This is a genomic window from Paenibacillus cymbidii, from assembly GCF_004764705.1.
GTDB lineage: Bacteria > Bacillota > Bacilli > Paenibacillales > NBRC-103111 > Paenibacillus_AN > Paenibacillus_AN cymbidii.
The window spans coordinates 49,397-67,880 of record NZ_SHLX01000002.1 but is presented as its reverse complement, the minus strand read 5'-3'; the positions used below and the strand labels follow the sequence as shown (position 1 = coordinate 67,880).

At 58.7% G+C, this 18,484-nt stretch carries 14 protein-coding genes and 1 riboswitch; of the genes, 9 read left to right on the top strand and 5 right to left on the bottom strand.

Annotated features, from left to right (window positions below):
• Positions 1 to 62: 62 nt before the first annotated feature.
• Both EXY20_RS03700 and EXY20_RS03695 read right to left on the bottom strand, forming a co-directional pair.
• Positions 63 to 764 carry a response regulator gene (locus EXY20_RS03700; RefSeq protein ID WP_135547805.1) on the bottom strand — a complete coding sequence of 234 codons (702 nt, stop codon included), beginning with the start codon at positions 762 to 764 and terminating at the stop codon, positions 63 to 65.
• Positions 751 to 2,316, bottom strand: a complete 1,566-nt coding sequence (locus EXY20_RS03695; protein ID WP_235885341.1) for an ATP-binding protein — start codon at positions 2,314 to 2,316, stop codon at positions 751 to 753. The genes EXY20_RS03700 and EXY20_RS03695 overlap by 14 nt, the downstream gene beginning before the upstream one ends.
• A gap of 425 nt (positions 2,317 to 2,741) precedes the next feature.
• Positions 2,742 to 2,903, top strand: a riboswitch (cyclic di-AMP (ydaO/yuaA leader).
• A 2-nt stretch (positions 2,904 to 2,905) separates the two neighbouring features.
• On the opposite strand from EXY20_RS03695, the gene EXY20_RS03690 reads away from it, so the two are divergent.
• The 7 genes from EXY20_RS03690 to EXY20_RS03660 all read left to right on the top strand — a co-directional run bounded on the left by EXY20_RS03690 (position 2,906) and on the right by EXY20_RS03660 (position 11,233).
• The gene (locus EXY20_RS03690; RefSeq protein ID WP_135547803.1) at positions 2,906 to 3,421 is read left to right on the top strand and encodes a hypothetical protein; all 516 of its coding nucleotides are present in this window, start codon (positions 2,906 to 2,908) and stop codon (positions 3,419 to 3,421) included.
• A 126-nt stretch (positions 3,422 to 3,547) separates the two neighbouring features.
• On the top strand, positions 3,548 to 3,625 hold the full coding sequence (locus tag EXY20_RS40570; RefSeq protein WP_407944892.1) for a potassium-transporting ATPase subunit F: 78 nt from the start codon (positions 3,548 to 3,550) through the stop codon (positions 3,623 to 3,625).
• 32 nt (positions 3,626 to 3,657) lie between these two features.
• Positions 3,658 to 5,340, top strand: coding sequence for a potassium-transporting ATPase subunit KdpA (kdpA, locus tag EXY20_RS03680; RefSeq protein WP_135547799.1), 1,683 nt, complete (start codon positions 3,658 to 3,660; stop codon positions 5,338 to 5,340).
• Between the two features lie 19 nt (positions 5,341 to 5,359).
• On the top strand, positions 5,360 to 7,396 hold the full coding sequence (kdpB, locus tag EXY20_RS03675) for a potassium-transporting ATPase subunit KdpB (protein ID WP_135547797.1): 2,037 nt from the start codon (positions 5,360 to 5,362) through the stop codon (positions 7,394 to 7,396).
• A gap of 24 nt (positions 7,397 to 7,420) precedes the next feature.
• A complete protein-coding gene (gene kdpC, locus EXY20_RS03670; RefSeq protein ID WP_135547795.1) occupies positions 7,421 to 8,035 on the top strand; it encodes a potassium-transporting ATPase subunit KdpC in 615 nt (204 codons plus the stop codon).
• A gap of 46 nt (positions 8,036 to 8,081) precedes the next feature.
• Positions 8,082 to 8,915, top strand: a complete 834-nt coding sequence (locus EXY20_RS03665) for an alpha/beta fold hydrolase (protein ID WP_135547793.1) — start codon at positions 8,082 to 8,084, stop codon at positions 8,913 to 8,915.
• Positions 8,912 to 11,233 (top strand): histidine kinase, encoded by a 2,322-nt coding sequence (locus EXY20_RS03660; RefSeq protein WP_135547791.1) that lies wholly within the window; start codon positions 8,912 to 8,914, stop codon positions 11,231 to 11,233. The genes EXY20_RS03665 and EXY20_RS03660 overlap by 4 nt, the downstream gene beginning before the upstream one ends.
• Before the next feature lie 589 nt (positions 11,234 to 11,822).
• Here the strand turns inward: EXY20_RS03660 and EXY20_RS03655 are convergent.
• On the bottom strand, positions 11,823 to 13,862 hold the full coding sequence (locus EXY20_RS03655; protein WP_135547789.1) for an acyltransferase family protein: 2,040 nt from the start codon (positions 13,860 to 13,862) through the stop codon (positions 11,823 to 11,825).
• A gap of 340 nt (positions 13,863 to 14,202) precedes the next feature.
• Between EXY20_RS03655 and EXY20_RS03650 the strand changes: the two genes are divergently transcribed.
• Positions 14,203 to 15,414, top strand: a complete 1,212-nt coding sequence (locus tag EXY20_RS03650) for an MFS transporter (protein WP_135547786.1) — start codon at positions 14,203 to 14,205, stop codon at positions 15,412 to 15,414.
• A 21-nt stretch (positions 15,415 to 15,435) separates the two neighbouring features.
• On the opposite strand, the gene EXY20_RS03645 is transcribed toward EXY20_RS03650, so the two are convergent.
• Together EXY20_RS03645 and mraY are read right to left on the bottom strand one after the other, a co-directional pair.
• Positions 15,436 to 16,620, bottom strand: coding sequence for an MFS transporter (locus EXY20_RS03645; protein WP_135547784.1), 1,185 nt, complete (start codon positions 16,618 to 16,620; stop codon positions 15,436 to 15,438).
• Between the two features lie 63 nt (positions 16,621 to 16,683).
• The gene (gene mraY / locus EXY20_RS03640) at positions 16,684 to 17,625 is read right to left on the bottom strand and encodes a phospho-N-acetylmuramoyl-pentapeptide-transferase (protein ID WP_407944891.1); all 942 of its coding nucleotides are present in this window, start codon (positions 17,623 to 17,625) and stop codon (positions 16,684 to 16,686) included.
• Between the two features lie 193 nt (positions 17,626 to 17,818).
• On the opposite strand from mraY, the gene trhA reads away from it, so the two are divergent.
• The gene (trhA, locus tag EXY20_RS03635; RefSeq protein WP_135547780.1) at positions 17,819 to 18,469 is read left to right on the top strand and encodes a PAQR family membrane homeostasis protein TrhA; all 651 of its coding nucleotides are present in this window, start codon (positions 17,819 to 17,821) and stop codon (positions 18,467 to 18,469) included.
• The last annotated feature ends 15 nt before the right edge of the window (positions 18,470 to 18,484 follow it).

The following is an 18,484-nucleotide window of genomic DNA, read 5'->3' as shown; positions in this document are numbered from 1 at the left end:
GGGAATTACCAAATAGGCCATCTTTTATGGCCTATTTGCATGTTTGGGGCGGCAGCGGCTTATCAATCGCGAGGGGAAAACCGATAGCCGATCCCGGGTTCCGTCACGATCAATTTGGGTTGCGTCGAATTCTCCTCCAGCTTCTTGCGCAGGTGCCCGATATACACCCGCAAGTAGTGGCTTTCGGCTTCGCTGTGCTGGCTCCCCCATACTTGCTGGAGCAGCTGCCGCTGGGTCACGACCTTCCCGGCGTTGGCTACGAGAACCTTCAAGAGGTCGTATTCGGTCGGCGTCAGTTTGACCCGTTCGCCATTCAATTCCACGATTCGCTGTGCAAGATCGATGGCCAATTCGCCGAACTGGAGGACTGGCTCGTTGACCGATTTGGCCACATGCCGCAGCGCCACACGAATGCGGGCCACCAGTTCGCCCATGCTGAACGGTTTGGTTACATAATCGTCGGCGCCGCTATCCAGCGCGACAATCTTGTCTTCTTCGCGATCCTTGGCCGTCAGTACAATGATCGGCGCGCTTGACCAGTCCCGAATGCGGCCCATGACCTCCAGGCCGGTCATATCCGGCAAGCCGAGATCAAGCACGATCAAATCCGGATGAATCAGCGAAGCTTGTTGGACACCTTCCTCGCCCGTTGCCGCTTCATGGATCGCATAGTGATGGGCTTGCAGCGTCACCTTCAACAACTTGCGGATTTGCGGCTCGTCATCGACAATCAATATCCGGGCTCCCTGCTCACCCATGGTCATCGCTCTCCGTTCCCGTTTCCGTCGGTATGGCGTGCAATCCGTTCTGTTCGGGCAGCGGCAGGGCAATCGTCATCACGCTTCCTTGCGGTTCCCTGCGTTTGCCCGATATCGTCCCGTTGTGCAGCTCCACGATTCCTTTGCAAATGGCCAATCCCAATCCCGTGCCGGTTATTTGTTTGGTGGCATCCGCACGGTAAAACTTTTCGAAAATTCGTTCGTATTCCTCGTCGGCGAGTCCGGTCCCCTGGTCGGAAACGGCGATCACCAAGCTGCCTTCCTCGGTAGATACCGCAATGTCGATTTCGCTGTAATCCGGACTATATTTGATCGCATTGCCGACCACATTGACCAGCATTTGCTCGAGCAGCACCTCATCGCCCACTACCATGGGCGCGCTGTCCGGCAGCCGGACTTTCAGCTCGCGATGCTCCTGAAATTCCTTGACCTGCGCCAGCACCACTCCGATCAGGTCCTCTACGTCGCACCAATTTTTCCGCAGAGACAGCATGCCGCTTTCCAACCGGACCATGCTCAGCAGGTTGATGACAAGCCGATTCATGCGCAGCGCACCATCCCGGATGGTGACGAGCAATTCCATGCGGTCTTCCGAAGTAAACAGATGATCGCCCTGAATCAACCCGGTCGCCGAGCCGATTATGGCCGCGAGCGGAGTTCGCAGTTCATGGGACACCGAATCCAGGATGGCCGTCCGAAGCCGTTCCGATTCCGCCATCAAATGGGCGATCTTGGCCTCCTCGGCCAGTTTCACGCGAGCGATTCCGCTGGCCGCCAATCCGCCGAGCGCCTCGAGCAGCCGCTGCTGTTCGGCGGTAAGCCCGATGCTGCGCTCTTTCAGGTTAAGCGCCAGAACACCGAATACGCGATCCTCCGTTCGCAGCGGCAGGTAATAGCCCGGAGTATCCCGCAAGGTACGGGAGCCGTATCCGGCCGGTTCGCCGTGATCGAACGCCAGCTTCGCAATCACCCGTTCCGACTCGCCAAGTCCCCAATCGCTGCTTGTGGCCGAACGGTGGATAAGTACCAGCCGATTCCGGTCGTCCGGCAGGAAGATCGCGTTCTCCGTTCCGATGAATTGTGAGATTTGGCGAGAGACATTTTCCAGCAAAACGTGAATGTCCGTGATAGCGCTCATTTGCCGGCTAAGCTCATAGAGCGCGGCGGTGTGCGCCTCCCTCTTCTTGGCGTAAACGAGCTGCTGCTTGAGCCTGGCCGCCAGATTGGAGATTAACCATGCTACGGCCAAGTAAACGCCGAACGAAACCAGGTAACGCAAGTCGGCTATGGTAAAGCTTAATAACGGCGGCACGAAGTAAAAGTCAAACGCCAGGACGGCCAGGACGGTCGCAAAAATAGCGGGACGAATGCCCCATAAAACAGCGCTCAAAAGAACCGGAAACAAATAAATCAGCGCAATGTTTACCAAATCCAGGGCAAGCCCGAGCGGCTGCAACGCTGCCGTCATGAGAACGATCAGCAGGGTGATGCTGATGTAGGACCTCCACGTCATCCATATATCTTGCCGCTTGCGCACCGCTTCTCACTTCCCGCCCGTTATCTTTCCCGTTCATGGTGACTCTAGGTTATCGTAAAAATACGATAAAATAAACCGCTCCTGGGTGTAAAATTTCCATAAAAATCGACGAAAAGCACCATAATTGCGAGCAAATGCGAGTATGGGGAAGATTCACCGGTTTGAAAACGCTATTCAGAGCGCAGCGTTGCGGATTCCATGGAATATCGGATGCGCGTCGCTTTACAGATTTTTGGCCAGCGAGTACGATACGTCATAATCCGAATCGTTGTTTCCGCCGGCATTTCCCGCCTGGCGGGCCAATCAACAACCGAATGGAGCTTGTGTGAGAGCAAGACAACCGCGGAAACGTTTGGGAAAGACGGAAGGACGGGCGACTCTCACCGCCCGCGTCCGTCAGCGAATCTGCAGCAAGGAAGCATTTGATCGTATTGACGCTGAATTCTCGATTGAAGAAGCGGGGGAACCGACAGGGGCCGTAACGGCCCCATGGGGTGAATCGCCCGGCACGAAAACGGTGCCGGGGGTAGGGCGACTCTCGCGCCCGAATCCGACAGCTAACCTCGTAAGCGTATCGGAGAGGCAACACTTGTCGCGAGCGATCAGGACCATGCGTCTTGATAAGGAAGCCTCGGGTAAGGTTCCTCTTTCCCCAGGCTTCTTTTTGTTGCCTTCTTCCTTATATCCGGGGGAGGAACCTATGGAACAAGGACATACCGTGGTTGCCGCATCGAATGAAGCGGGGAGAACCTTCATTCGGCTGCTTCTTTACAAACAGCTGCCGGTAGCGGCATTGACGAATAACAAGAAAGAAGCGAAGCTGCTCGAACAAATTGGTGTTCCTGACATTTTACATGTAAGAACTACCCATACTAAAGAGGTCTCGGCACCGGCGTTTCCGATCCGCCGCTTGATGATTTTCGAGTCCAGTTTGCCTCTCACTTGTCAGTATTTGCTTCTGACAGCCCGATGGTCCGTCAAAACGATCATGGTGATTACGAGTGCAAGGCATCCGGAGGCCGTGTATAAAAGTCTTGGCGCTTCTTGCGTCGTATACTCGCAGACCGGGGAAGTCGGATTTTTGCTCAGCCGCCTGAACGATTAATCGGAAAGGGAGTGACGTGATGCTGGACCTGTGGATGACCGTAACGTTGATCGCCGCGTTTGCGCTTGTTGCCGGATTTGCGATTTGGTGCGGAAGAACGGTGGAGGAGACGGAGGGAGAACGGTCATGACGATCGTATGGATCGTGGCTTTCGCTGTGCTGCTCTACCTAATATACGCCTTGCTGCACCCGGAGAAGTTTTAAGCGGGGTCGCTTGAATTCAAGGAGGAACGGCTATGGATTTGCTGCAAATCGTCATCGTCATCGGCATCTTGATGCTGATTGCCAAACCGCTCGGCAATTATTTGTTTCACGTCTTTTCGAATGAGCCCAATCGCACCGACAAGCTGTTCGGCTGGGCGGAGAAAACGATTTATGCCGTCATCGGGCTGAAGCAGCGCGTCGGCATGAGCTGGAAACGGTATGCCTTCAGCTTCCTTGCGACCAACTTCGTGCTCGTGGCTGTCAGTTACCTGATATTGCGGCTGCAAGGCGGGCTGCCGTTCAACCCGAACGAGATCGGCAATATGGAACCGACACTGGTCATGAACACGGTAATAAGCTTCATCACCAATACGAACCTTCAGCATTACAGCGGGGAAACGGGACTGACGTATTTTTCGCAAATGGCGGTCATCATGATGATGATGTTTACGTCGGCGGCTACCGGCTTCTCCGTTGCCGTCGCTTTCGTCAGAGGGATTACGAGCAAGGGCCGAACCGTAGGGAATTTCTTCGAAGATTTCGTCAAGGCGCATACGCGGGTCTTTTTCCCGCTGGCCTTTCTCGTGACGCTGCTGCTCGTCGCGCTGCATGTACCGCAAACACTCGATCCGACGCTTTCGATCACGACATTGACCGGCGCCGCGCAGCAGATCGCTATCGGTCCTGTCGCCTCGCTGGAAGCGATCAAACATCTGGGAACGAACGGCGGCGGCTTTTTCGGCGCCAACTCGGCGCATCCGTTCGAGAATCCGAACGGGCTGACGAATGTGATCGAAATTTTGTCGATGTGGATGCTGTCCGCCGCGCTGCCTTTTATGTACGGCAGATTCGCGAAGAGCCGCAAGCAGGGCTGGGTTATTTTTTCGGCGATGATGACGCTGTTTCTTGTGTTTCTTGCCGTCGGCTATACGGCGGAGAAGAGCGGAAATCCGGCGCTGAACGCGCTTGGCATCGACGCTTCGCAGGGCAGCATGGAAGGCAAGGAGGTACGCTTCGGGATCGCCCAATCCGCGCTGTTCACTACCGTGACGACGGCGGCGACGACCGGCTCGGTCGACAACATGCACGATACGCTGACGCCGCTCGGAGGCCTTGCGCCGCTGGCCGAAATGATGCTTAACGTCGTGTTCGGCGGCAAAGGCGTCGGCTTGGTCAATATGCTGATGTACGCGATTCTGGCCGTATTCATCTGCGGATTGATGGTCGGCCGAACCCCCGAGTTTCTCGGACGAAAAATCGAGCCGCGCGAGATGAAGCTGATCGCCATTGCCGTTTTGACGCATCCGCTCATCATATTGGGGCCGACGGCGATCGCTTTCCTGACCGATCTCGGCAAGGGAGCCGTCACGAATCCAGGCTTTCACGGCATATCGCAGGTCCTGTACGAATACACGTCGTCTGCCGCCAACAACGGCTCCGGCTTCGAGGGGCTCGCGGATAATACGCCTTTCTGGAATATCACGACCGGTCTAGTGATGTTTTTCGGCCGCTACATTTCGATGATCGCGCTGCTGGCCGTTGCGGGATCGTTGACCCGGAAACAATGGGTGCCGGAGACGATCGGGACGTTCCGGACGGACAATGCGCTGTTCGCGTTCTTGTTGATCGGCACTGTCATTCTGATCGGTGCGCTGACCTTTCTTCCGGTCATTGCGCTTGGACCGGTTGCCGAGCATTTAACGTTACGCTATTGAGACACGGGGTGAAGCTGCCATGAACGAAAATCGAAAAAGGAGTCTCTTCTCCGGAGCTCTTGTCGCCGAGGCGCTGAAGGCGAGCGTCGTCAAACTGAACCCGGCCGTGATGATAAAAAACCCGGTCATGCTCGTCGTCTACGCAGGGACGTTTATCGTGCTGTTGATGATTGTGTTCCCCGGTTATTTCGACGCGGCGGACCGGCTGGGCTTTAACGTTGCCGTATTCTTCATTCTGCTGTTCACCGTGCTGTTCGCCAACTTTGCCGAAGCGCTGGCGGAAGGAAGAGGAAAGGCGCAGGCGGATACGTTGAAAAAAACGAAGCAGGAAATTACGGCGAACAAAGTCGTTGGCGGCGGAGGGATCAAAACCGTTCCTTCGACCGAACTGCGAAAAGGGGATATCGTCGTCGTTTCGCAAGGGGAGATGATTCCCGGGGACGGGGAAGTGATCGAAGGGCTCGCTTCGGTCGACGAATCGGCGATTACCGGCGAATCGGCGCCGGTCATCAAGGAAGCGGGCGGCGATTTCAATTCCGTCACCGGCGGCACGCGAGTCGTCAGCGACCGGATTAAAGTCCGCATCACCAGCGATCCCGGCGAAACGTTCATCGACCGGATGATCGCACTTGTCGAAGGCGCGAAGCGCCAGAAGACGCCGAACGAAATCGCGCTCAGTACGCTGCTCATCAGCTTGACGCTTATTTTTCTTATCGTTGTCGTGACGCTGGGACCGATTGCTTCCTTCGTTGACATCAAGCTGGAAGTGCCGGTGCTGATCGCGCTGCTCGTCTGCCTGATCCCGACCACGATCGGCGGGCTGCTGTCGGCCATCGGCATCGCCGGCATGGATCGTGTCACCCAGTTCAACGTGCTGGCGATGTCCGGCAAGGCGGTGGAAGCCGCCGGCGACATCAACACGATGATTCTGGACAAAACGGGGACGATCACGTATGGCAATCGGATGGCCAGCGAAATCGTACCTGTCAGCGCTGCAACGATCGATGCGACGGCTTCCTGGGCGGCGATCGCTTCCGTCCGGGACGAAACGCCGGAAGGCCGCTCCGTGCTGGAATGGATGAAGAAGAACGGGAAAACGTACGACGCGTCGCTTGGCGAAGGCGGCAGCTTCGTCGAATTCAAGGCGGAAACGCGCATGAGCGGCATCGACTTGAGAGATGGACGCCAGGTGCGCAAAGGTGCGGTTGACGCGATCCGCAAATGGGTGGCGGCACAGGGCGGCTCCATTCCGGAGGATCTGGGCCGACTGGCGGACCGCATCGCCTCGGAGGGCGGAACGCCGCTGGCCGTTGCTGTCGACAAGCAAATATTCGGCGTCATTTATTTGAAGGATACCGTAAAGCCGGGGATGAAGGAACGGTTCGATCAGCTTCGTGCGATGGGTATCAGGACGATCATGTGCACCGGCGACAACCCGTTGACGGCGGCAACGATCGCAAGGGAAGCGGGCGTGGACGATTTTATCGCCGAAAGCAAGCCGGAGGACAAAATCGCCGTCATCCGCCGCGAACAAGCCGAAGGCAAACTCGTCGCCATGACCGGGGACGGCACGAACGACGCGCCGGCTCTCGCCCAGGCCGACGTCGGTCTGGCCATGAACAGCGGCACGACGGCTGCCAAAGAAGCGGCGAATATGGTCGACCTCGATTCCGATCCGTCGAAAATCATTGAAGTCGTTGCGATCGGCAAGCAGCTGTTGATGACCCGCGGCGCATTGACCACGTTCAGCATTGCGAACGACATTGCCAAATATTTTGCCATCATCCCGGCGATGTTCATGCTGGTCATTCCCGAGATGGAAGCGCTGAACGTGATGAAGCTCGGCTCGCCCCTGTCGGCGGTATTGTCGGCCCTTATTTTCAACGCGATCATCATCCCGCTGTTGATCCCGCTGGCGATGAAAGGCGTCGCCTACCGGCCGATGAGCGCCGCGCGCCTGCTGAGCCGCAATTTGCTCGTTTATGGGGCCGGCGGTGTAGTCGCTCCGTTCATCGGCATCAAGCTGATTGATTTGTTCGTTCATGTCTGGATCTGACTAAGCGGAAGGAAGGAATGGGCTATGAGCACCTTGGCGCAAGACGGGCAGGAGAAACCATCCGGAGGGTCTGTGTTCTGGATTGCCTTGCGTGTCAGTCTGTTATTCATCGTATTATGCGGGATTGTTTATCCGCTCGTCAGCACGGGGGCGGCGCAGCTGTTGTTCCCCCGGCAGGCGAACGGAAGTCTGCTCAAAGACAAGAACGGCAGCGTGATCGGTTCCGAGTTGATCGGCCAATCGTTCGCCGATCCGAACTATTTTCAGGGGCGCGTATCCAGCATCGATTATCAAGCGGAGGCGTCCGGCTCCAACAACTATGCGCCGTCCAATCCGGACATGCTGGCGCGGACGAAGGCGGCGATCGAACAGTGGCGGAAAGACAACCCGGACGTGCCGGTCGCCAGGCTCCCGATCGCGCTCATTACCAATTCCGGTTCGGGACTCGATCCGCACATTACGCCGCAATCGGCGCTTGTGCAAATTCCCCGCATCAGCAAGCTGAGCGGCATTCCCGAGTCCGATCTTGCGGCGCTGGTCGCGAATTATACGGAGAACCGGGATCTGGGCGTGTTCGGCGACAAGCGGGTCAATGTGCTGAAGCTCAATCTGGCTTTGTCGGAGAAGCTGGCTCCCTGACGAGGAGCGCTAACGAATCCAATCACGATGCGAAAATGAGGTGTTGGTGTTGCCGGTCGCGCAATTAAACGGAACGTCGCTATATTACGAGATGAAGGGCACGGGCACTCCGATTGTTTTTATTCATGGGCACGGTTGGACGCACACGATGTTCAAGCCGCAGCTGGACTATTTCTCCAAACAATATCGGGTGATCGTATGCGATCTTCGCGGCAACGGCAAATCGGGCAAGCTGGGGCAGTCGCCGGATGCCATTATCGAAACGCAATGCCTGGATGTGATCATGCTGATGAACGATCTGCAGATTCGCGAGGCAGTATTGGTCGGCATCTCGTACGGCGGCATTATCGTGCAGCAGATGGCAAGGCAGTACCCGGAGCGGGTCAAAGCGATCGTCATCGCCGACAGCTTCTGCCGAAACGAAACGTCGACGGTGCTGGGAGCGCTGCAGCTTGCCGCGGCTTATTTCAGCTGGCTGGTGTACTATGCGCCCGGCGAGCTGCTCCTGCCAACGCTTCGGCTGCTGTACAAGCGATGGGGACTGGCCTACCGCGAGAGCAGAAGAAACCTGCTGGATAAACGGCCGGGCGAATTGTACCGGCAGCGGCTCGCGGTCAGTCGAATCGATTATACGGAGCATTTGACGACCTTTCGCCGCCCCGCATTGGGCGTTGTCGGCGACTATACGGAGTTCGGCATCACGTGCATGAAAGAAGTCGTCTCCCGGCTCCCGCAGGCGCAACTGGTCGTCATCCCCGATGCCGCCGACCCGAGCAATTTGTGCCAGCCCGACGTGTTTAACGCGGTGGTGCAGCAATTTTTGGAAAGCCAGACGGGGGTGCGCCAGAGTAAGCCGTTGCGGGAGGAGGCGGGAGAATGACCGAGTTTCGGCGCAAGACGCCGGAAGAAATTTTGCAATCGATCCATCGGCTGCAGCGGGGACGTTTGAAGATCATTATTGGCGCGGTCAGCGGCTCAGGCAAAACGTATCATATGCTGCGGGAAGGAAACCTGCTGAAGCAGCAGGGGATCGATGTGGTCATTTGCGCGGTGTCGACGATGCAGCGTTCGGAAACGGTGCAGCAGACGCTGGAGCTCGAACGGGTACCGAGCATTCATTGGTGGAAGGACGGCAAGGAACAGAAGGATTTGCCGCTGGATGCCCTGATCGCCCGCAATCCGGAAGTGCTCCTGGTCGACGGCCTTGCCCATCGCAACCGCCAGGAAGCGAAGTTCAAGACGAGGCTTGAGGACATTCGTTATTTGATGGATCGCGGCATCAGCATTATCACGACGATCAACGTGTACGAGCTCGACGGGGAAGACGAGCTGGTTTACAAGCTGACCGGGATCCGGTCGGAAGAAACGGTGCCGGCGGACACGCTGGAATTGGCGGATGAAGTCCGCTTGATCGATGTCTCGCCGGAGACGATGCTGAAACGTATTGACGAAGGGATATTGGGCGACCATACCCATCCGGCATTGTCCCGTCGCGGCAATCTGGGCGTTCTGCGGGAAATTTCCTTGCGGCTGATGGCGGAGGGCGTCAACGATTCGCTCGAGAAGCACCGGGAGGAGCTTGGCCTGATCGGCCCGTCCGGAGCGGCGGAACGAATTCTGGTTTCGGCGCAGTACCACTGGAACGGATCGCTATACGTGCGCAGAGGGCAGCAGATCGCCAAACGGCTTAACGGCGATTTGATGGTGGTCACTTTCGTATCGCCGAAACGAACGCTGTCCAAAGAGCAGATCACGTTCAAACGATCCGTGCAGAAGCTGGTGGAGAAGGTGGACGCCAAGTTCGAAGAGCTTCCGCTGCCGCATCTGCGCAAGCTGCCGTCCGTTCTTGTCCACTATGCGGTTCGGAACAACGTCACGCGAATCGTGATGGGGCATTCCAAAAAAAGCCGCTGGCAGGAGCGCTGGCAAGGCTCGATTGCAGGCAGGGTGCTGAAAAAAGCGCGGCATATCGACGTGTTTCTTATGGCCGACCGCGCGGAACACGAGGGCGAACGAATTTTGCCGATCAAGCCCCGGCCGAACGGAAAGGAGGATCCGTTCCGTCGGCTCACCTCCCGGGAAATCGAGCAGAAAATCGAAACCATCCGCCGCGGCACCTTTAAAGTGTATATCGGGGCGGCCCCCGGCGTGGGTAAAACGTTCAAGATGCTGCAGGAAGGCAATATTTTGCGCGACAAGGGGATCGATGTCGTCATTGGCTTATTGGAAACGCACGGGAGGAAGGATACCGCGGCGCAGGTCGGCGCGCTGCCTCTCGTGCCGCGAGCGAAAATGGCGTACCAGTCGGCCGAGCTGGAAGAGATGGATACGGATGCGATTCTCGCGCGCCATCCCGAAGTTGTGCTTGTCGACGAGCTGGCGCACACGAACGTGCCGGGCAGCCGCCGCAAGAAGCGGTACGAGGATGTGATCCGCCTCCTGGAAAGCGGCGTTTCCGTCATTTCCACGGTCAACGTTCAACATTTGGAGAGCCTGAACGACGCAGTGGAGCAATTGACCGGCGTTCGCGTGCGGGAAACCGTACCGGATGCGATTCTGAAGATGGCGGACGAGGTCGAGCTGATCGACGTTACGCCGCAAATGCTGCAGCAGCGCATGAAAAACGGGAACATTTATGCCCTCGACAAGGTGGACCAGGCATTGGGTTCGTTTTTCAAAATCGGCAATTTGATTGCGCTGCGCGAGCTTGCGCTCCGGGAAATCGCCGACGATGTGGACGAACGCCTGGAAGCCTGGGATCGCCATTCTTCGCTTCGCGGGCAATGGCACCGGCGCGAGGTGATTTTCGTCTGCGTGGACACGAGCCCGCGGGCGGAGCGTCTCATCCGCCGCGGCTTCCGCATCGCGCATCGGCTCAAGGCCGAATGGCACGTGCAATATATGCAGCGCGGCCATGCGGGGAGTGCCGACTCGAAACGGCTGGAGACGCTGCGCCAATTGTGCGAACGGCTCGGGGGCAAAATGGACGTTACCGCGATCGGCAGCCGCAGCAATGTCGGCGAAGCCTTGTTGCAGCGAATGACCGAATTGCACGCCACCCAACTGATTATCGGCCAGTCGCGCAAACCGTTCTGGCACTCGCTGTTCAAGGAAACGGTCATTCATTTTTTGCTGCGCCGCGCCCGCCAAATCGATATGCTGATCGTGGCGGATTATGATCCGGCGGTGACGGGGTAGGGGGACCGCTGCAAGGCTGCAATCAGCCTTATTTCGTTAAGTTTTCAAGCATTGCAAAAACTTGCTTTTCCTTAACCCGACAACATTGGGGGATCTCCGGAGCTTCCTTTCTGCCCGTTATCCCATTGACTCAATTTCAAGCATCAACAACTTGAACTTGTATCCCATTTCTAGAAAAGTGCCTTCTACGATGCACTGACGCCATTCAGGTATCGCTTCCAAACCCGATACATCCAACCGCCAACTTGAGCCAACGGGATAACCGGCAAACACATTCTTCCGTTGACCACCGCCGCCTCGCTCCCCTCCTCTCCCCATATACTCATTGCCGCACCGGTCTGAGCCGACGGGATAACCAACAGACGCAAACTGCTGCCGAATATACGCACGCTCGCCGCCGCGCCAGTTTGAATCGATTTTAGTTTGTGATCGTAGCGGGGAAAATGAGCCGTGAGCGTGGCGAACCGGTACGATGACAGCTATTGTCGCTTAACCCGACAGCTGCCGGACGAAAAAAAACCGCCCGATGACGGGACGGCTTCTTCCGGAAGAAGATTGGAGGGTCGATGGCTGCTGCTTGCCGATAAAGTTACGAATGCTGCGCCGCCTGGACTATAAGCGACGCGAACTGTTTGGCCCCTTCGGGGCGCAGGTGAACGCCGTCCGTATATAAGTAGTCCGTCTTGCCGTCGCTCGCCCCATACCAGTCAATGACCGACGCATGAGGGAAATCGGCCGCCACTTCGGCGATCGTCTTGTTTACGCTGTCTTCCCACTGCTTGGGCACACGCGTATTGACGAGCCAGATTTGTTTGGCGTCCCCGAGCGAAAGCAGGAGCGTTTCCATTTGTTTCTTCGTAAAAGGGCCGTTCGTGCCGAGCTCGATAACGATCCGGTCGCCGAGCTTGCCGTCGGCTTTCAACTGCTCGACCGCCTCCGATGCTTGCACCAGTTGGCGGCCGAGCTTGCCGTCGACGACGATGCCGGGGAGCAAATGCTCCAGATCGGCTTGCGCGCCAAGAACGACGGAGTCGCCGATGACGGTGATGCCTTGGCCGGCACCACCGGTTGCCGGCGGGGCCGGCGTTGGTGTCGGCTTCGGCTTCGGCGTTGCCTGCGGCGTCGCGCTGGGACTGCCTGCGGCGCCATTGCCGGTTGCACCGGCACCGCTTGCGCCCGGCGTTGCCTGCGGGCCGGCCGAAGCTTTGCCGGCGCCGGGGCTTGCCGTAGCCGGCGAGCCGTTCCCGCCGGCTATTGCCGTGCCGGGCTTCGCGCCGGGCGTGACGCTTGGCGTCGCGCTTGGCGTGCTGCTGGGCGCCACGCCCGGCGTTGCGCCCGCTTCGCCCAACTCGACACCGGCCGTCTGGCCGGGCTGCGGCTCAAACGACGGCGAGGTCGCGAAGCTGGCGGTAGCCGTCGGCAGCAGCTTGGCGCCGCCCAGGCACAGGATGAAGAACGCCAGCGGCACATAAGCCGAACGCAGCCGGAACGCGGGAGACTGGCTGCCCTTCTGCGACTTCCGCCGGCGCAAAGCCGAGCTTCCCGTGCCGAGCGCGCCGCCGCGAATGGGCGATTCGACGAAGCGCCAGCTTAATTCGGCCAGGCCGAGCGTTGCGGCGAGCTGGAACGTCGTCAGCACCGGGTCCGGCTGCTGCGCGTTCTGCGAGCCGGTCAGCGCAATGACGGGATAGTGCCATAAGTAGACGCCGTACGATCGCAGCCCGAGCCAACGCAGCGGTTTCGCGCCCAGCCACTTGCCGATGTTGCTGGCCGGGTGGGCGATGGCCGCAATGGCGATGGCCGCAACGAACGACAACAGCACCATGCCGCCCTGATACAGGAACGGGCTGTACTCCTGCGTGCGCCAAATCAGCAGCAGCATCACGGCGATGCCGGCGATGCCCGCCGCGTCAAGGACGCGGCGCGCCTTCGGGCCGGCCAACGCGTTCAGCTTCCGGCTCGGCCAGACGAAGGCGAGCGCCGCTCCGATCAGCAGCGAAAACGCGCGCGTATCCGTCCCGTAATACACCCTGCTCGGATCGAGCCCGGGTTCGTACAGCAGCGCCATCAGGCAAGCCGATGCCGCTGCGCCTGCCAGCGTGAGGATCATCCAGTGGCTCGTCTTCTTCAGGAAACGAAGGCCGAACGCCAGGATGAGCGGCCACAGCAGGTAAAACTGCTCCTCCACCGCCAGCGACCAGAAATGGCCGAACGGGGAGGGGGGACCGAAGGTCTCGAAATACGATACTTGCTTGTAAATCAGTTGCCAGTTGCTGACGTAAAGCAAGGCGCCGAGCGCGTCGTCGCGCATCGCGGGCAGCCGATGGCCGTTCACGAGCGCGGTCCAGACGCACACGGCGGCGACCATGAGCAGCATGGCGGGAAGCAGCCGGCGCGCCCGGCGCAGCCAAAACTGCTGCAGCCGGATCGTACCGGTATTCTTCCACTCGCCGATCAGCAGGTCCGTGATCAAATACCCCGACAGGACAAAAAACACGCCGACTCCCAAAAGTCCCCCAGGTACGGCGTCAGGGGCGAGGTGGTACACAACGACGGCGAGCACCGCGATGGCGCGCAATCCGTCGAGTCCGGGCATGTAGCGCCCGGTGCCTTTGACCGGCTCAGGCATGAAAGACACCTCCGTCTTTCATACCGGCTTGCACCGGCCTTACCAACCTCGTGGGTGCGAGCCGCCGCTCGGCTGGGCGAACGGTTCGCGGGCGGACAACTGCTGCGACTGACATGCTTCTTTTCATTTCTGATGCCCTCTCCAAATTTGCCGATTGTGCTCCAATCTTCTTCCTCTATTATAGACTCTTTACCTGGCGAATACGTTGCAAATCGCAGAAAAAGATCGGAAAAAATCGTCGGAATTTTGCCCGGTCCGCAAGTCGCATTGACAACATGACGCACCGTGTTATAATCGGCAGAATGATCGAGTCTTCTTATTGCACGAAAGGACGTCAACCATGTCAAACACTTCATCAAAACAGATGGCGGCGGCATCGACCGTATTCCCGATTTTGTTCGCCATCAGCATCGTTCACCTGCTTAACGACACGATGCAATCGACGGTATCGGCCCTGTTCCCGATCCTGAAAGATTCGCTTAACTTGTCGTACAAGCAGATCGGTTTCATCGCGTTTGCCATGAATATCACCGCGTCGCTGCTGCAGCCGGCCGTCGGCCTGTACGCCGACCGCAAGCCGCGGCCGTACATTCTTCCCGCCGGCGTCGTGTTTACGCTGATCGGCGTCGTTCTGCTGGCGATTGCGCCGAATTTTGCCGTTATCCTGCTGGCGGTGACAACGATGGGCATCGGTTCGGCCATCTTCCACCCGGAATCGTCGCGGGTCGCTTATTTGGCCGCAGGCGGCAAACGTGGGCTGGCGCAATCGATCTTCCAGGTCGGCGGCAACATCGGCAGCTCGCTCGGCCCGATCATGACGGCCGTGCTGTTCGTGCCGCTCGGTCAATTCGGCGTCATGTGGTTCGTGATCGCCGCCGTCATCGCCATTGCGCTGCAGTACCGCGTGGCCGGCTGGTACAGCCGGCAGTCGGTTGCGCCGCGTCGCGCCGCTTCCCGCGGCAGCTCGGTCGAACGCGGGGACGGGCTTTCCCGCAACCGGGTGGCAGCTGCGATTGCGATCCTGATTTTTCTCGTATTCTCCAAACACGTGTACATGTCGAGCATCACCAGCTTCTTTTCGTTCCACCTGATCGAAAAATTCGGCGTTTCCGTCGAACGCGCCCAGTTGTTCCTGTTTGTGTTCCTGGCGGCGTCGGCGATCGGCACGTTTTTCGGCGGTCCGCTGGCGGACCGGTTCGGGCGGCGCAACATCATCTGGCTGTCGATTTTCGGCACCGCGCCGTTTTCGATTTTGCTGCCGTATGCGGACTTGTTCTGGTCCGGGGTGTTGTGCGCGTGCGCGGGGTTCGTGCTTTCGTCCGCTTTTTCCATCATCGTGGTGTATGCGCAAGAGCTGCTGCCGGGAAAAGTGGGGCTCGTGTCGGGGTTGTTCTTCGGCTTCGCGTTCGGCATCGGCGGGCTCGGTTCGGCCGTGCTCGGCTCGATCGCGGACGCGACAAGCATCGCTTTCATCATGAAGCTGTGCGCGTATTTGCCGCTGCTCGGCGTGTTCGCCGTGCTGCTGCCGAAAGATCGCCGGACGGCGGCGTAAGAGGGCAAGAAGAAGGGGCGACTATCCGGTCGCCCCTAATTTTTGTCTGCGCACGAGCAGCGCAACGGCGACCAGCATCGCTCCGTTCAGCAGGAACACCCAGGAAATCGGGATCCAGCCGCCAAGAGCGCCGCCGATGATCGGCCCGATCATGGTGGCGATTTGCGTCGAGGTCTGGTTCAGGCTGAAGGCGCGCCCGCGGAAGCTCGGGTCGGTAAAACGCACGATCATCGCGTTGGCGGCCGGGTACACGCCGGCGAAGAACAGCCCGTACACGAACCGCAGCACCCCGAATTCGACGTAATGGTGGACAAAAAACTGCAGAATATTGCCGACGCCTCCCCCCAGCAAACCGATGAACAGCACGCGGGAGAAGCCGATTTTGCCGCCGAGGCGTCCCCATAGCGGAGCCGCCAGTACGGTGGCGATGCCGACGGCCGAAAAGATGATGCCCGATTTCAGCGAGGCGTCAGTGTTCGCCACCCCCAGCTTCATCACGTATACGGTCAGCAGCGGTTCGAGAATCATCACGGAAAACGTGCCGAGCCCGACCAGTCCGAGCAGCGCCGCAAACGTGCGGTTCGAGAAGGCGAGCTTGATGTCGTCCTTGATGCGGGAGCGGGGCTTCGACGTGTTGAACGGCTTCTCCCGCACGAAGAAGGTGGCGATCGCCGCGGAGACGAGCACCACGAAGCCGGAGATCAGGAACGCCTCTCGGTTGCCGGCGTAATGGCTGATGATGCCGCCGAGGAACGGCCCGACGATGCTGCCCGTGGCGCCTGCCGTCGCCATGATGCCAAGCGCGTAGCCGGCTCGGTCCTCCGGCGTATTGGTGGCGACAAGCGCAATCGAGGCGGGCACGAAGCCGGCCAGCAGCCCCTGGAAGATGCGCACGATCAGAAACACATACGGATCATGCACGAAAAACGTGATCATATAAAGCGCCGCAAGGCTGAAGCCGGAACGGATCATCATCGGCTTGCGGCCATACTTGTCCGCGAGCGAGCCCCAGAACGGCGCAATCAGCGCGCTGGCGAAAAAAGTGATGCCGAAGGCGAACCCCGACCAGAGCTCGAGATGCTTGTCCACGCCCAGCTCGGTCGTCAGGAAAATCGGCATGAACGGAACCGAAATCGAATACGCCGCGCTGCAAAAAAAGACGCCCGTCCACACGACGAGCAGGTTGCGTTTCCACGAGAAAGTCATGCTGTCACATCCTTACCGGTAAGTGCATCGCCCGCAAAAGCCGTTATTGGAAAATATACACGACTACATCGCGAATTTCCACAACAGCCAGCAGATCAGCACCGACAGCCAGGAGACGAAACCGAACATCATCACGATTTTATTTTCGCTCCAGCCGTATTTGAGACTGAAATGGTAGTGGATCGGCGCCATGCGGAACAGCCGCAGCTTCGTTCGTTTGTAGTACCACACCTGCAGAATGACCGAAAGCTGCTCCGCCAAATAAACGGAGAACAGGATCGGGATCAATATTTCCACCTTTTCAATTACGGCCAGAAAAGAAAGCGAACCGCCGATAGCCAGCGACCCCGTATCGCCCATAAACGCGCGCGCCGGGTAAATGTTGTACAGGAACAAGCCGAGCAGGCAGCCGATCATGACCAGCGAAAAGGTTTGCACTTCCGGCCGGTCGGAAATGAGGAAAAAGAAAAAGTACGTCGGAATCGCGACGTTGATGAGCAGCCCGTCGAGCCCGTCGGTAAAATTGATCGCATTGGCCGAACCGACGACGAACAGCAGCATGATCGCAACGTAAACGGCGATCGGCAGCTGCAGCTTAAAGCCGTGAAACAGCGCCACGTCCGCAGTCAGCGAAAAGGAGTTGATGAGCAAATACAGGATGGCGCCGGCAAAAGCGAACTGCAGCACCAGTTTGGCGCGTCCGGATATGCCGGAAGGGTCTTGCCAGACGGCTTTTTTCAGATCGTCGCCGAAGCCGACCAGGCTGAACAGCAGGAAGATCGCGCACAACAGCTGCATGAGCGGCGCCGGATGGAACCGCAGCGACACGGCGACGCCGGTCAGCAGGATCAGGCCGGCCATCAGCGGCGTGCCGCGTTTGGCCTGGTGGTCCGGGGGCAGCTCGACGCGGATCGGCTGGGTCAGCTTCAGTTGGCGCAACGCCCAGATGAGCAGAGGGGAAAGCACGGCGACGAGCAGAAACGACAGCCCGGCCACGCCGATCATGGAAGTCATAGCGGGAGCCTCTTTCCTTCAATAAAAGTGTTAGTACTAGTTGATTCGCCCGTGAGGACAATTATTCCTGCGCCTGCCTGAGCGCGGCTTCCGCCCGCAGCCGGAAGCGCCCGGGCTGGCGTTGTGTTATACTGGACGAACTCAAGCGACAATCGGTTGTCCGATGAAAGGAGTTTGTCCGCAAATGGTCGATACGTACACGTATTCCCGCCGGGAAGAAGCCGCCAGCGCGATAACGCACGGCATCGGCGCGCTGCTGAGCGTCGCCGCGCTCGTGCTGCTCGTTGTGTTCGCCAGCCTGTACGGCACCGCCTGGCACGTGGTGAGCTTTGCGATTTTCGGCGCCACGATGGTGCTGCTGTACACCGCCTCCACGCTGCTGCACAGCTTGCCGCAAGGCAAAGCGAAAGATTTGTTCGAAATATTCGACCACTCGTCGATTTATTTGTTCATCGCCGGCACGTATACGCCCATTCTGTTCAGCGCGATCCGCAGCCCGCTCGGCTGGACGCTGTTCGGGCTTGTCTGGGGCATCGCCGTCGTCGGCGTGGCGTTCAAGGCGTATTTCGTCAAACGGTTCCTCGTGACGTCGACGCTTTTCTACATCGCAATGGGCTGGCTGATCGTGTTCGCCTGGCAGCCGCTCACCGAACATTTTGCCGGGGCGGGGCTTGTGCTGCTGGTCGGCGGCGGAGTGCTGTACACGCTCGGCACGGTGTTTTACGTCTGGCGGGCGTTCCCGTACCATCACGCGGTGTGGCATCTGTTCGTGATGGCCGGGTCGGCGGCGCATTTCTTCGCCATCCTGCTGTACGCGATTCCGGCGTCGTCCTGACGGCGCGCCGGGCGC